Consider the following 14890-nt stretch of genomic DNA (forward strand, 5'->3'; position numbering starts at 1 on the left):
TTCATTAAATAATCATACTTAACGCTAAGGTACGAAACTGTGGGTAATATTTTTTGGCCATCTTTGCCTGAAGAAGCAAGCGTGTCCAAAGAAGATATAAGAAAAGCTGAGGAAGGCGACCACTATCGCATTTTACCGGGCCAAAAAAATTCTGGCGAGCTTTGTCCCCATATGGGAATGTCAATCGTCATGAACATGAACATTAAAATTTTTGAACAATGAAAGAATTTGCGTTAATTTTCAGACTGAAAGACGTGGCTGATTTTCGGCCATCGCCCGAACAAATGCAGGAACGAATGAATTGGTTAGCGAGCATTGCCGCGCAGAACAAGTTGATAGATAAGGGCAACACGCTGCTACCTACCGCTGGAAGTGCCAAAACCGTTAATGCAGACAACGTAATAACGGATGGGCCCTATACAGAAATCAAAGAGTTCATCAGTGGCTACATTGTGGTAAAGGCCGCGACCATCGACGAAGCGGTAGCCATGGCCAAAGGAAATCCGATTTTTAAGGTCGGTGGCAATATTGAAGTCCGGGAAGTCTTAAAACGTGATTGATATTGGGTAATCCAGGCTCACATAATGAAATTTTACCCCACCTGTTCCGACAGGAGCACGCAAAAATGACGGCTGTCTTATGCCGTCATTTTGGTTTAAAACACGTGGAGATTGCCGAAGATATCGCCAGCGATACTTTTTTGAAGGCATCCGAGCATTGGGCAATCTACGGAGTACCAGAAAATCCGATAGCCTGGCTGTATACGGTAGCCAAGAACAAGACGAAAGACCATTTTAAACAGCTAGCGGTTTTTGACACCAAAGTCAAACCTCAAACCGAAGCGGAGAACATCCCGTACGAGTTTGAATTTGAATTCCATAACCAGGTGGTTTCGGATAGCCAACTGGCGATGATTTTTGCGGTCTGTAACCCCGCAAATTCAAGCAAGGGTCAAATCTGTTTGGCGCTACAGATCCTTTGCGGCTTCCGTGTCGAAGAAATTGCCAACGCATTCCTAACCAAAGCCGAAACGATAAAGAAGCGCTTGCAACGGGCACGGAGTAACCTGCGCAACGATAATTTCCAGATTACATCGCTAAGTGAAAAAACCATCGTATCGAGGCTCGACACCGTTTTAAAGACATTATACTTAGTGTTTAACGAGGGTTATTTTTCTAAATCGAATGATCAAGTGGTTAGAAGGGGCCTCTGCGCCGAAGCCATACGGCTCGGGTTGGTGCTGACGGAAAACCCCTTGACAAACACGGCGAAGCTAAATGCATTATTGGCGTTGATGTGTTATCAGAGCTCGCGCCTGGAGGCAAGAGCCGGGGATAGGGGCGAAACCATTCTGTTTGATGAACAAGATAGAGAACGATGGGACGAGTCCCTGATCCAACGCGGCCACTATTACCTGACCAATGCCACCACTGCTGGCACCGAAATCTCCACGTACCATTTGGAAGCCGGTATTGCGTATTGGCATACCGCCACTTCAGATGTCGACAAATGGCCGCATATTCTGCAATTGTATAATCAACTGATCCTTGTCGAGTATTCACCGATTGTCGCGTTGAATAGGACGTTTGCATTTGCGAAAGTCTATGGGTGCCAAAAGGCAATTGTGGAAGCGGAGAAATTGAAGTTGACGGGCAGTAGCTACTACCACGGGTTGCTAGGCTACCTTTATGCAGAAGTCAATACCAAAAAAGCAGTAGCACACTATGAACAAGCCATCCGACTAACCCAATCCGAAAGCGAAAGACAAGTATTGCGGAGAATAAAGGTGTCCTTGAAAGATGATAATTTAAGGGATACTGATTGGATGAGGTAAACGGGCTAGCATGGGTAATAAAGCAAATCATAACGGTTAATCGTCGGTGTAAAAATTAGGTTGTGCTGTGCCTCAGTAAATCAAAGAATTGATCTGCTTGAGTTGTTTTGAAGTTCGAAATCCTTGCTGAACTTTTTGTAAATTGGCCGACGTAAATAAGCGAGCTGCCATGTATTCCTGCGCCACCTACACCGTTGAACGGAGCATCCATTCCAGGTCGTTGATCATAGGAGGGAAATCGGCTTGAAAGTCGGGATGATCGTCATGGTGCTCACGGGTTGGCTATTGCAGGCAGGCGATACCGGCCTAGACGGTAAGCCAGACGGCTGGAAAGCCCAAGCGGACTCCCTTCACCAAGCTGGATTGGCGTTGAGCGACCGGGGCGATGATTCCAGTGCGGTGGTGCGTTATGAAGAAGCGCTGGAGCTGTATGAAGCTCGAGCCGGCAATCCCGACCAGCTTCTGGGGTTGTTGTATAACGACCTGGCCTATTCCTATGGGAATCTCTATGTTCCGTACTATTCGCTGGATTATTTCCGCAAAGCGGTGGAAATATGGGAATCCATCGAATTGGATGACGATGGCGTGGACAACCTCATTTCGGGTTACCAGAATCTGACGTTCGAACTGATCGGATACGGTGATTTGAAAGCTGCCGACACGATAAGGAAGCGGATGAATAGCCGATTTTATGGGCATTACGATCGAGGTGGGCGGCCGTCGCACACCGATCCGTCCTATCGCACACCGCGGAGTATGCACCTGCTCGGAAACGTACGCGTGCTGGCAGCCCAGGGGCACTTGGAAACGGCGTATGCCTATGTGGATACGATGCACCGGGAAATCGACGATTTGGGTATCGTTTTGGCGGCATACAAGATCCTGTTTGACAATGCCTATGAGCAAGGTGATGATTCGCTTACCGTGCGGTTTGCACAACAAGCGCTGCCCATCGCCGATAGGTATGATAGCCCGTTTTACCGGTTGGTTTGCTATGCCAAGCTTGCAACGGTGTATCATCGGATGGAACAATACGAACAGGCACTGACCTATGTGATCCGGGCGGAGCAAAGCATGGTATTCGATTCGTTTTCGGCCAGTAAATATGCGGTGCAAACCATCAAAGCGATGATTCTCAGTGGAATGGATAGGTGGGAGGAGGCCCAGCGGCTTGTGGAGGCGTCGATAGGAGAGATTGTCCGAAACCAAGCGGATAGGACAATTCCGCTTGCGGAGCTAACGGCAGCAGATCTGGGTGACCTTTCGTCTTATACCTTTATCCGCGTGCTTACCGAAAGCTCACGGATATTGTACGATGGTTACCGCCGTGATGGCCGGAAGGAAACCTTCCGCAAGGCGGCGAATTTATACCGTGCATCGGCTGGGATGTTTAATCGGTATTACCTAAAGGGCGAATATACCGATCTGATTGACGGTCTGCACCTGGAAATCATGGAGGGGCTGCTTACCCTGAGCATGGATGAACCGGAGGGGGCGGTCGATTACCTGAGCCTGATCGAGCAGAATGCTTCGCAGCACTTGATTAGGGAGTTTGAAAAGAAGCTGCGGGTGAAGCAGGAATCCCAAGGGCAGGACGTAGCTCAGGCCTTTGACGTACGCCACGTTTTGGCGACACTGGAACCGGAAGAATCGATGGTGAAATTTCATGTAGCCAGCGAATACGTTTACCGAACCCGAATCACTGCGGACGGTGTAACGGTATTCCGTGTTGCCCGCGTGGATTCGCTCAAGTCATCGGTGTTCCGCTATGCCACGGCACTCCGCGGACTGGCTGCAGGATACGAGCAGTTGTCGGATTCGCTGCGCCGCGTACTCCTCGGGGACCGTGCGGGTAACATGACGACGTTGATCCCTGATAATTTCTTGAACTACATTCCCTTTGAGAGTTTGTATGATACCCGCTTGGGGAAATTTATCGGTGAAACCCAGGCAATAAGCTATGCGTATTCGCTTCCGGTCTGGCTGTTGCATCGCCAGGCTTCTTTTCCTGCGCTAGATGCCGTAAGGCTGGGCGTTTTTTCTCCGAGTTATCAGGTCAATGACCTGCGGCACGCCCGTGAGGAAGCAGGGCGTGTTGCGGCAATTTTCGGGGGCGACCGCTTTATTTCCGGCGATGCGACCAAGCGCGCGTTTCTGGATCGGCAGGCCGACTACGACGTATTGCACTTTGCCATGCATTCTTTTTTTTATGAGGATGATTTCAGTGAGTCGTGCCTGGTATTCAATGGTGCGGAAAAGCTGTATTTTTCTGAATTGCATGCCCTCCATATCCCTGCCCGCATGGCGGTGCTCAGCGCCTGCAACACGGGGAATGGTAAATTGGTGAAGGGAGAGGGCGTAATGAGCTTGTCACGCGCATTTGCCTATGCCGGTGTGGCGAGCACGGTGGTGAGCTTATGGCAGGCGCCGGATAAGGAAACGGCCGAAATTATGACGTCGTTTTATGAAGGAATCGCACAGGGACTTACTAAATCGTCGGCAATGGCCCAGGCGAAGCGTGCATTTATCGAAAATAATTCGATGAAACGGCACCCGTTTTTCTGGGCGGGCTTTGTGGTCAATGGCGATGATTCGCCGTTGGTCGTGCCACGCCGACAGGGTATGGCTTGGATGGGCGTTGGTGTGGGGCTGGTGTTGGCGATCCTTGTTTCCCTTGGGTTTGTATCCCGGAAACGACTACAACCGCGACAATAATTCGCGGGCGGTTTGCCCCAGGGGTGTAGTACCTTGTGCCAATTCTTCCAATAACCCACGAGCTTGCGCACGGTCGTCCAACCGCAGCAAGGCCAGTGCCCGGTACCAGCATGCGTAGGCGTACAGGGGGCTATTGGCCGGGTATTGCGCGAGTACCGATTCGGCATCGGCAAAGCGGCCAAGTTCGAGGAGGGAAACCCCGCGGTAAAGTAACGAATAGGCTTCGCCGGTATCCCGGTATAGCGTTTCGAATAGCTCCTCCGCACGGACATAATCGGCCCGGTCATAAGCACGGAAGGCCGCTTGTGTGGTGGTTTCCGTAGGTTCACCCCGTACCGTTGGCATGACGGTATTGGGGTAAGCTTGGTAGTATTCGGCATAGAGGGCCGGTGCCGACGACGTGCGCAGCCATAGCCAGGTGCCGCCGCCAACTACCAGTAAAACCGCGGCCGCCGCACCGATCCACCAGCGTAAACGGGGGGTGGCGTTGTGGTTCTTTTGCTCATGGTTACGGAGTAGCTGCTTCAGTTGTGCCCGTTCGGTTAGCACGATGGCCTGCCGTACCTCCCGTTGGAACTCGACTTCCCGTGCAAAATCTGCGTCTGCCGCCAACAGTTGCGCAAACGCCTGCTGTTGCTCGGCCGTAAGCGTACCTTCGAAATATCCCGTTATCAGCGCTTCGTGCTGCATATCATTTCCCTTTTGTTAGCTCCTTCAGCTGTTTGAGACAGCGTGATTTCTGGCTTTTCAATACATCCTTGTTGGTATAACCCAATTGTGCCTGGATTTCGTCCAGTTTTTTGCCTTCGTAATAAAATAGCCGCAAGACTTTACGGCATTGATCGCCCAACTGCTGAAAGCCCTCCCGAAGCAATGCAACCCGTTCGTGATGGAGGGTTTCATCGTATAGCGGGTCGGGTATTTCCGCGACATCGTCCGTGAGGGACTGCTGCTTCGCTGTCTTTTTCAGCCGGTTTAATATCATGTATTTACCGACACCGAACAGATAGGTTTTGATACTGCTTTTCAGGGCGTCCAGCCGGCCTTGTCGGGCGTGTTCCCAAAGCACGATTACCGCATCCTGGTAGATATCCAGTAGCTCTTCCGACGCTAGTGGGTACCTGGTTGCAAACCGGATAAAGTCGGCTTTGTAGGCGTCATATATCCGGATAATTGCACGATTCGAGTCGTTTTTCAATCCATCAAGAAGAACGCTGTCTTTTTCCATTAGTAGTTGATCGGCGGCAAAGTAAACAAAAGTTTTAATTTTTTTTATGCGGCATGTTTACTTTTTCTAGGGGGGCACACTAATGGAAAAATAACTGTATTTGCCATGAAAGGAAAATTGTTTGTATTGCCTGTCTTGTTGATTGCCCATGTGGTTTCCGCGCAGGAATCTGTCGGTGAGCGCGTCGTAAACCGCACGAAAGAAACGACCATCCGGAAAACCGAAGATAAGATCGACGAGCAGGTCGACCATACGTTGGATAAGGTCTTCGATGGCTCGATCTTCAAAAAGAAAAAGAAGAAAAGCAATGACGGAAATGCCCCGGGTACGAAAAAGTCATCCGGAAAGCAATCCTCGGGTGGCGGCAATGCATCGGATGGCGACGATACCGATTTCAGCACCTACCGCGATTTCGATTTCGTGCCGGGCGAGCAGACGCTGTTTTTTGAGGATTTCTCTAATTCATTACTGGGCAGCGGCCCTACGCAATGGACGGTTACCGGTGAAAAAGGGGAACCGGCGATCACGACCCTGCCCGGAAGTCCGGACCGTTGGCTGCGTACGCCGAAGGAAGGCTTGAGTTTCCCGAATGCATTCAATGATTTCCCGGACAACTTTACACTGGAATTTGATATGTATGCCGACCCGGAAGCGATGAGTGAGATGATGAGTGGGCTGAAAGTCGTGATTGTCCAAAAACTGGCTGATCGATCGGAATACGATCAGTGGTTTAGCCCCGATCCACAAATCATTTTGGATATCCACCCGTCTGGCGGAGGGGAGTCGTTAAATCTTGGTGCGAAGAAGGAATATGATAGCAATATAAGCAGAGGCTTGACACTGCACGACAGTACGTATCGCGACGGGTGGATTAACGGTGAAATCAACCGCATTTCCATCAGCCGGAATGGAAGCCACCTCGCGATGTATGTAAATGAAAAGAAGTATATGGACCTGTCCGATGCACTCCCTAAACCTGGTGCTTACGGGTTAGTCTTTGCGAACAACATGTGGGGCGACGGCACGTACATCACCAACATCCGTATAGGGGGCGGCGGTGCGGTAACGGCCAAGACCGTGAACAAAGAAATTGCGGCCGATAAGAAATTTATTTCGCGCACGATTTATTTCGACGTGAATTCGGCGCGCATCAAGCCTGAATCATGGGCTACATTGAATGAAATAGCCAACGCCATCGGCGGAATGCCGGGCAACTTCCACATCGTGGGCCATACGGATAGCGACGGTGCAGATGAAGCCAATTTGTCGTTATCGATTCGCCGTGCGGCATCCGTGAAGAATGCCCTGATAGGCGAATTCGGGTTGGATGGTGCGCGATTGACTACGGACGGCAAGGGCGAAACGGAACCCGTGGAGTCGAATGAGACCATCGCCGGCAAAGCGCAGAACAGGCGCGTCGAATTCATTCAACAGTAATCGTCGGTTAGCCATGACACGAATTTTCAATCGGACATCGCAGTGGTTTGCGGCCCTGCTGATTGGTGGATGCATTGCCGTTTCCTGCGCGGGGAATGCGGACAAAGCAGTTGTTCCTTCGTCATTTGACGGTGCAGCGTTGCTGGCTGCCGCTGGTCAGATCGACGAGTTAATTGCTATCGGTGATATCGCGGAGTTGGCGGGTATCCCCGCGGAGCGCATTGCCCGGCATGTGGAAGACTATGATAATCATCCATCGCAGAAGAAGCTGGCCTACCATTGGGAAACTCCGGGGGCCATTTCGTTTACCACGCTTACGGGCGAGGCGGTAAACCTGCCCAAGCATCATTCGATCGGTATTGCCAACCTGGAGGCCATGGACTTGGCAACGTTCGAACGGCGATACCTGACTTCGGCCGGGATCAAAGCGGCGATTGATGCGCTGGTCAACGATGCATCGGTGAATGCCGATGTGGCGATCGCCCAAACCGCTTACTTGGCCGATGTGGCCAAGAACCTGTCACTGGAACAACTGGAAGGCGTCGGCGAAGCGGCCGTTTGGGAGTTGCCCACACAGGTGTTGCATGTCTTCGCGGATGGCGCGGCGTTTACCGTCACGACCAATTTTGGGGATGATTCGGTAGTAAATAAACGGAAAGCGATCGCCTTTGCGCGAATGGTTTTTAACAATCAATAAAAATGAAGACCGTATTGACAATGTTGGTCATTGGATGTTTAACAATGGCTGCTCATGGAAAAGATAACATACTGCAGGCAACCTGCGTTTCCGGCGGAGGGTGTACCTTCCGGTTGCTGGATGTAACGGGCGAGGAAATGGACGTGGTTTTAGGTACCGACAAGGTTTACTCCTCCATCGGTGGTGACGATTTGCTGGTGCATGCGAAGGTAGGGGATGACTGGAAGACCTACATTGAGCGTGATTTGACACGCGGCGAGCTGGATCGCTTGTATGGCGGTGATGGCTATACGATGATTTACCTGTTCGATCCGCAGGTACAGCCTAAAGACGGTGCATGGAAAGGCGGTACGGGAACGCCGGTAGCTTCGCCCTGCGTGGCCGATATCGGAAGTTACCTGGGGAGGATACAGGGGTTGCATAAAGCGGGGACGATTCGGTTCCCGAAGCCTTTCAAGCCTGAGTTTTTGCTGGATAACGCTTACATGCGCTGGGTAACCGTAGCACCCAACCGGTTCCGGGGCGTGATGGATTTCGGTGGGGGGATGACGAGTCCCATGAAGTTGGTGTACAACGCGACCATCGTAAACGATGGATTGATCGAGGGTGCTTTCGAAATCACCGTATCCGTTCCAGCGCAGGCACCGTGCCGTGTCACCGTGCCGGTTTCGTTTGCCTGCGTGATTGCAGCCGATGAGGAAGCGGGGGATCCGCTCCATGAAAACCAAGAAGATGACCTGCTGCCGGTACGATCTAAGGGTGACCCGGCGGACGAATTGTTGCCCGTGAAGCCCAAGGGGGGCGGAGATGATCTGCTCCCGGTTAAATCGAAGGGTAATCCGGATGAATTGTTACCTGTGAAATCCAAAAACAACTAACGATAGCTACCAATGAACAAAAACACATTCCTGATCCCGATGGTCGCCATCGGCTTGGCGGCCGGTGCCTGCGGCGAGGGAAACAACACGAACAACGGCGGTAAAATCGGTGGCATCGACGTGGACGATGCCATCGCAGCCGCCGAAAAACGCCGTGAGGCGGACCCGGATGCAGCTGGGGGTAACGAATGCCTGCTGGTTTTCCAAGAAAAATACGACGAGTTGCTCACCAAGGACCTCGTATTGGCGCTGACCGGATTTGACGAAAGCAAGATGGACGTGAAATACACGAAGATCATGAAACCCGAACACCACAGCGTCAATTATACGTTCGACAATCAGCGCATCCGGGAGCGGGGTGGCTATACGATGCCGTTTAAGGATAATGTGCAGTTGGGCAGCATCAAAGCCATGTCGCTGAAGCAGTTCAACGATTCCTACCGTGCGGTGACGGCCGAAGAGGATGCCGTGGTCGACGACGTGTTGGAAGACCTGCACGACGGCAAGGTTACCGATCCAGACGCGCAGGAGGCGCTAGGCAACCTGAAGAAGCAGGGCGTGGATAAGGAGACCGCCAAACAAGCCACGGGCACGCTCCGTGGTGCCTTCAAGAAAATAGCGGAAGGCTACCGCAGGGTGGAGGGGCTTGGCGATGCGGCCGTCTGGAATGTAGAGACCCGGGAGTTGGTGGTGTTGGAAAATGGGGTGAAATTTGACCTGCAAGTGGATACCAAAGATACCGATGACGACAACAAGGCGATGGCCATCGAATTGGCGCGAAGACTATTGGATGCCTGTAATTGAGGAAAACATAACTAGCGAGAAACCATGGAAAATAACCATCAACAATCCGTTGCCGTTGGGCAGCAACCCGACAAGTCCGTTGCGATCATTGCATACCTTACACTGATTGGACTCATCGCTGCGTTCGTGATGAACAGTGAAAAGCGGCAGCGCTTCGCCGCCTACCACATCCGGCAGAGCCTCGGCATCATGCTCACGGGCTTGGCCCTGGGCATGATCAACATCATTCCGATCCTTGGGTGGATCGTCTGTATCATCGGGGTGATCTTCCTTTTCGTATGCTGGGTCATCGGGTTAATCGCGGCGCTCAATGGACAAGAGAAAGCCGTGCCTGTAGTGGGGAAATATTTTCAGGAATGGTTCAAGTCGGTTTAATGACAGGCCTGGGGCTGCTTGCCGTAGCATGCAGCTTACCCGGACCGCAGCAGCAGCCTGCCGCACGTGCCTTCTCAGCTCTCACGGTTGTATCTACCGAGACCGTTAGTCCGCCCGCCCAGGGCAGGTATACGTTTTATTATTCGTGGCATTGGAACTATGAAAACACATGGGTTCCCGAGGGTGAATACGGCAGTACCGGACAATTGACGGTGTATCACGACGATAGTACCGAGGCATGGCTGTTTACTGCCGAAGCATATGGAGGCACGGATGAAATGGCCGATTGGGTGCTAGCACTTCCCTCGGGCGAATTCATCACGGGATACCGCGACGAGACAGGCAAACGCACCTTACTGCGCGATACGCTCAATCTCCCGGAGTTTGATGAAGCGTTCGCGGAGTGGCTGCAACCCACTGGAGAAAAGCACATTTTTGGTGAAAACACCTACGGTTGGCCCACCCTGCAAGCTAGAGCCTATAAGGTAGACTACCAGCAAACGGGTGAACGCAGTGCGATTTGGCTGGCCGATACCGCAGTAGATATGCGCCCGCTTGTCTATTTCAATAGGCGAATCGCAGATGCGAAAATTCCGGTGTATTTCATGCCCCATTTGCCGGCCGGTAAAATCGAGGTTGCCGCCGATACGAAGGGCGGCACACACCGTGTTTGGCATCGGTTGACCGCGATATCCGATAACTATTACGAACTTAATTTAGAAGACTATGAAAAATAACATGACGGCGCTGGTAAGCGCAATACTGATGGTCTGCACGGCCATGCTGCTTAGTTGCAAATCAAAAGACGGGGAAATCATGGAAACCGAAACCGTGGCGACTTGTGTCGCGGAAGCAGGATGCACATTTTACTCGGTAGACCTTACGCGGGCCGGGATCGATAAGCTGTTGAACAAAAGTGATTTTTTTGCGGCCGCGAAAGCGGGGGCGGTGCTCGCATTGGTAGATTGTACGCCCGTCATCGAGGAAGATCAGTCACTCGAATCCATTGACCAAAAATATGGTGGTGCCGGAGAAGCCAAGTTTGGCGAAGGGTTCGATTTTAAGAACTACCTGTTGCAGCATGCCTGCCTTGCGTTCCCGAACAATACCAAACGCTTCGATTATACCGCAGTGGATAAAAAGGAAGGCAAAACCATGCAGGGGTATTCGTTCCTGAATATAAAGGACCGGGAAGCATATGTTCCCAATGAGTCATTCATCAAGCTGCTTGAAGACGCAGAAGGGATTGTCCAGATCGATGTCTTCATGAGGGACCGGGTCATGATTCAGTATATCATAGATCCCGAAGGTAATAAGTGGGAGATTCGGATGGATATCGGGATGACCTACGGGCCCTCGCCCGAAGATGTCGACAACCTAGTCCATTTCAACCAGCATTTTAAGAAGACGGGCAAGCGCGCGCGCTTTCTCCAAACGGCGCTTTACTCGGAAGAGTACGCAGGGAAAGATGCAGAGGGAGCGCCGATGAATATCTGGCTGGTGCCATCAACGGACGTCATACTGCCGCCGGAAGAATTTGCCATGGTGGGCTTTTTGAACATCGGCTATCTCCAGCTTGACGGGGTTACGTACCTGATGCACAAGTTCACCAGTAGCCTGTTTGATGTTGAGGTAACGCAAATACAGGATGGCGAATATAGCTTTGACTCGACGGGATACAGGCCGGTTTCTTTGCCCGGCTTTTAAATCAACGGCGCTATTTTCCGAACATGGGTGAGTTTCGCAATGTGTACCACGTGATGGTTGGTACATTCTTCCCCGATTGGCCCGGACCTGCAGTACATGCTCGCCAATCAGGTAGATGACGGTAATTCGCGTCAGCTCCGTATATCGCGTGTGGCTTGGCAGCACTGAATGCAAATTGGACCGCTCGAGGATTCTGTTGGATGCGGAAAACTTTTTGAATACTTTTGCGCCAGCAAACAGACATAATTCCTATGATATGAGGGACTTTAAAGCCTATTTCATCATACCCGCCGAACCCGCGGAAGTTTACCTGGCCTTGACCACGGAAGTAACCATCAACCTGTGGACCGGCGAGGAAGCTACTATGATTGCCGAACCGGGTACCGAATTCTCCATGTGGAGCGGTGCAATTGTGGGGAAAAACCTGTCGTTTATAAAGGATAAAGAAATTGTGCAGCAATGGTATTTCGGCGAAAATACAGCGTCTGTCGTTACCGTCAGACTGCATGAGCATAAGCGGGGCACATCCATGGAAGTAAGGCACTCGGATATTCCCGATGAGGCTTACGAGGACATTGCGGATGGCTGGCACAATACCTATGCCGCAAGCCTGATTGATTTTTACCGCGAATAGGCGGCCTGGCTCGCTAACATGCCCAACCACACCAGCGTTATACCCAGCACCACACTCAATAACGTGTAACTGATAGCCGTGAACAGTTGCTGATTTTCAATAAGCAGCAGGTTTTCGTGGGCAAACGTGGAAAATGTGGTATAACCGCCGCAAAATCCTGTAATGAGCAGAAACCGTATGTTGTTGTCGGCATAGGGCGGCTGGGCAAATATACCTGCCAATATGCCGATCAAGAAGCATCCCGAAAGATTAACGAGCAGGGTGGGCACGGGGAAGGTCCCTTGTACAAACCTACTGGTAACCACCGAAACCAGGAATCGGAGCATGCTGCCGACCCCACCGCCGATACCTACCAACAAAAGTTGTTTAATCATAGCTGCTTTATTACAACGGTTGTCCGAACGGATTGGATGCTGCGCGCATCACCGCAAAGGTAAATAAATAAAATGGCTGAGTGGTTCTTTTTAAAATACACCATTTTAGGTATTGTGTGTCAGTAAGATACGTAATAATTTTGGATGTAGCGTTAATAGAATTATTGATTTAAAATTACTGCCATGCCAGGACCAGCTATTCATCATCTTATAGCAGATGAACTTCGGAAAAAGATAAATGCCGGCAACGGTTTAGGGCCGAATGCGGATTATAGCAAGTTACAGAGCCTGCTGTCCGATCCCAAAAACCTTCCGTACCTGTTCGTCGGCTGCCAAGGCCCCGATTTCCTGTTCTTTAATACCAAGGATTGGCCGGCGGGCCCCTTGGGTAATGCCGTGGAAGTCTATTACAAGGTATACGATGCCATCGACGATTTCAAGAAAAGCCTGTTGGAACTGGTGCCCCAGCCCATCATCGACCTGCTGGATGCCGCCGGCTACGCTGCCGATCAAGTGGTCAGCAACTCATCGACCCTTAGTGAGCTCGAAAGCCTATTCAAAGACATGCAACAGGTGGTTGATGCGTTATCGGCCAATCTGATGGAAATGGTCAAGGATTTCATTACGGATTTCAACCTGTACGATATTTTAGGACATCCTTATCGCGATGGCCAGCCTAAGGGGGAATGGTGGTGGTTTGATGCCCTGCATTACCGCAAAACAGGGCGGTACGTGGCGCAATTGCTCAAAGACGCACCCGAAGATTCGCCCCTACATCTATATGCTCTTGGCTACCTAACGCACGTGACCGGCGATACGGTGGGCCACCCCTATGTAAACATCAATTGCGGTGGTCCATACCGTAGTCAATCCCAAAGGCATAAAACCAGTGAAAACTACCACGATGTGTTCAATATGTTTACACAGAATAATGTGGACTGGAACCGGTCACAACTGCATAAACTGTACAATTTCAATTTCGACGGCACCATGTCGCCACCGGCGGATCCGGATGAAATTCCTGATCCGAATACTCATCTGCCTAGTGAACTGGCCGAATTTATAGCCAAAACGGTCAATAAGGTATATGCGCAGGGCGGCGCGGACGACAATGAATACGGACGCACCATGTCGGCCGATGACGTGAATAATGCATACCGTATCTGGTACCGGTGGATGCGGAATGCCACTGAGACCGGCACCTTGCCCGTACCGGTGCCTTACTCGCTGACCGCTGAGCTGGAAGAGGTTTGGGAAACGGCCATGAATAACCTCGACAACATCGGTGATTTTATTGAAGACGCCGTAGACCAGGCTGGCAGCTTTAGTTTTCTGGCTATTTTTATTGTGCTGGCAGCGTTGATCCTTGCTGCCGTGGCTGCTGCTGCAGCACTTATAGACGCTATTTTGGGGGCGCTTACTACCTTAACGACGGCAGGTATCCGTTATGCGGCAAGCCTGGTGTATGACCAGCTGTACAATGCATTCCAGAATTTCCGCCTCGGCGTTGCGCTTAACGGGTTGGCTTACCCCATGCAAGAGCACCTCAATGAGCCCCGCTTCAGGCAGTTCCAAAATACCAACTTTGCCGACCCACTGAATAAGGTGGCTTCAGACTTCGCAGCCGAACTGCCCAAGATACGTATCCGGCTGGATGGGATAGGGTTCAGTGAGGAGGTGATGAACCTCCTTTTCAACAAGGAAAGACACCTCATCTATCCACCTTCCAATGACGTGCCCGGAACGGCCTTCAAGAAAACAGAAGGAGAACCGTTGCATGCCAGCGGTGGCCCGGCTTCCTATTTCAGCAATGCGGCGCGCCACTATGTGTTTGATAACATTCCGCTTAGTAAGCCGTTCATCGATGCGTTGGCCAACCTGTCTGGCGATGAATCGAATTTAGAAAAGCTCATGAAGGAACACAAAGGGCGCCCGTTCCTGGGCAATGCGCTTACGCTGACCGACGAATGCTACGACCGATTGAAAACGGGCAGGAAAATACCTGATTTTAACCTGGATGCTGACCGGGGATATGCATACACGTGCTGGACCCAAGCAGGCAATAGCCGGGAGGAACCCAAAATCTTGCAACAACAGGAACAACAAAACAATGGCAATCCGATAACCCCGGTAAAACTGGAATTTATCCATCCGTAGCCGCCGGGTAATCTTCTTATCAATAACATTAAAAGACTTTAATACATATA

Annotated in this window: 16 protein-coding genes; 13 read left to right on the plus strand and 3 right to left on the minus strand. The window is 51.2% G+C overall.

Annotated features, from left to right (window positions below; genetic code table 11):
• Nucleotides 1-39: 39 nt before the first annotated feature.
• The 4 genes from VNQ80_RS18065 (at nucleotide 40) to VNQ80_RS18080 (ending at nucleotide 4549) form a co-directional block, all read left to right on the plus strand.
• Nucleotides 40-222 (plus strand): hypothetical protein, encoded by a 183-nt coding sequence (locus tag VNQ80_RS18065; RefSeq protein ID WP_325641288.1) that lies wholly within the window; start codon nucleotides 40-42, stop codon nucleotides 220-222.
• Nucleotides 219-560: a YciI family protein gene (locus tag VNQ80_RS18070; protein ID WP_325641290.1), complete on the plus strand. Its 342-nt coding sequence runs from the start codon at nucleotides 219-221 to the stop codon at nucleotides 558-560. Before VNQ80_RS18065 ends, VNQ80_RS18070 begins: the two co-directional genes overlap by 4 nt.
• A gap of 2 nt (nucleotides 561-562) precedes the next feature.
• A complete protein-coding gene (locus tag VNQ80_RS18075) occupies nucleotides 563-1834 on the plus strand; it encodes an RNA polymerase sigma factor (protein WP_325641294.1) in 1272 nt (423 codons plus the stop codon).
• Nucleotides 1835-2077: 243 nt separating this feature from the next.
• Entirely contained in the window at nucleotides 2078-4549 is a 2472-nt protein-coding gene (locus VNQ80_RS18080) for a CHAT domain-containing protein (protein WP_325641296.1), read from the plus strand.
• Here the strand turns inward: VNQ80_RS18080 and VNQ80_RS18085 are convergent.
• Together VNQ80_RS18085 and VNQ80_RS18090 are read right to left on the minus strand one after the other, a co-directional pair.
• Nucleotides 4532-5239 (minus strand): hypothetical protein, encoded by a 708-nt coding sequence (locus VNQ80_RS18085; protein WP_325641298.1) that lies wholly within the window; start codon nucleotides 5237-5239, stop codon nucleotides 4532-4534. The two genes, VNQ80_RS18080 and VNQ80_RS18085, sit on opposite strands and share 18 nt — an antisense overlap.
• A 1-nt stretch (nucleotide 5240) precedes the next feature.
• Nucleotides 5241-5777, minus strand: coding sequence for a sigma-70 family RNA polymerase sigma factor (locus VNQ80_RS18090; RefSeq protein WP_325641300.1), 537 nt, complete (start codon nucleotides 5775-5777; stop codon nucleotides 5241-5243).
• Nucleotides 5778-5882: 105 nt separating this feature from the next.
• On the opposite strand from VNQ80_RS18090, the gene VNQ80_RS18095 reads away from it, so the two are divergent.
• The 8 genes from VNQ80_RS18095 (at nucleotide 5883) to VNQ80_RS18130 (ending at nucleotide 12309) form a co-directional block, all read left to right on the plus strand.
• A complete protein-coding gene (locus VNQ80_RS18095) occupies nucleotides 5883-7214 on the plus strand; it encodes an OmpA family protein (protein ID WP_325641302.1) in 1332 nt (443 codons plus the stop codon).
• 13 nt (nucleotides 7215-7227) lie between these two features.
• Nucleotides 7228-7911 (plus strand): hypothetical protein, encoded by a 684-nt coding sequence (locus VNQ80_RS18100; RefSeq protein WP_325641304.1) that lies wholly within the window; start codon nucleotides 7228-7230, stop codon nucleotides 7909-7911.
• A gap of 2 nt (nucleotides 7912-7913) precedes the next feature.
• Nucleotides 7914-8789 carry a hypothetical protein gene (locus VNQ80_RS18105; RefSeq protein WP_325641306.1) on the plus strand — a complete coding sequence of 292 codons (876 nt, stop codon included), beginning with the start codon at nucleotides 7914-7916 and terminating at the stop codon, nucleotides 8787-8789.
• Between the two features lie 12 nt (nucleotides 8790-8801).
• The gene (locus VNQ80_RS18110) at nucleotides 8802-9593 is read left to right on the plus strand and encodes a hypothetical protein (protein WP_325641308.1); all 792 of its coding nucleotides are present in this window, start codon (nucleotides 8802-8804) and stop codon (nucleotides 9591-9593) included.
• A gap of 24 nt (nucleotides 9594-9617) precedes the next feature.
• On the plus strand, nucleotides 9618-9968 hold the full coding sequence (locus tag VNQ80_RS18115; RefSeq protein WP_325641310.1) for a hypothetical protein: 351 nt from the start codon (nucleotides 9618-9620) through the stop codon (nucleotides 9966-9968).
• Nucleotides 9950-10705 (plus strand): hypothetical protein, encoded by a 756-nt coding sequence (locus tag VNQ80_RS18120; protein ID WP_325641312.1) that lies wholly within the window; start codon nucleotides 9950-9952, stop codon nucleotides 10703-10705. The genes VNQ80_RS18115 and VNQ80_RS18120 overlap by 19 nt, the downstream gene beginning before the upstream one ends.
• Nucleotides 10695-11675 (plus strand): hypothetical protein, encoded by a 981-nt coding sequence (locus VNQ80_RS18125; protein ID WP_325641314.1) that lies wholly within the window; start codon nucleotides 10695-10697, stop codon nucleotides 11673-11675. The genes VNQ80_RS18120 and VNQ80_RS18125 overlap by 11 nt, the downstream gene beginning before the upstream one ends.
• Nucleotides 11676-11931: 256 nt before the next feature.
• The gene (locus VNQ80_RS18130) at nucleotides 11932-12309 is read left to right on the plus strand and encodes an SRPBCC domain-containing protein (RefSeq protein WP_325641316.1); all 378 of its coding nucleotides are present in this window, start codon (nucleotides 11932-11934) and stop codon (nucleotides 12307-12309) included.
• Here the strand turns inward: VNQ80_RS18130 and crcB are convergent.
• Nucleotides 12297-12683: a fluoride efflux transporter CrcB gene (gene crcB, locus VNQ80_RS18135; RefSeq protein WP_325641318.1), complete on the minus strand. Its 387-nt coding sequence runs from the start codon at nucleotides 12681-12683 to the stop codon at nucleotides 12297-12299. The genes VNQ80_RS18130 and crcB overlap by 13 nt on opposite strands.
• 183 nt (nucleotides 12684-12866) lie before the next feature.
• Between crcB and VNQ80_RS18140 the strand changes: the two genes are divergently transcribed.
• Nucleotides 12867-14840, plus strand: a complete 1974-nt coding sequence (locus VNQ80_RS18140; RefSeq protein ID WP_325641320.1) for a hypothetical protein — start codon at nucleotides 12867-12869, stop codon at nucleotides 14838-14840.
• Nucleotides 14841-14890: the final 50 nt, after the last annotated feature.

The organism is Parapedobacter sp., assembly GCF_035556095.1.
In the GTDB taxonomy this organism is placed as follows: Bacteria; Bacteroidota; Bacteroidia; order Sphingobacteriales; family Sphingobacteriaceae; genus Parapedobacter.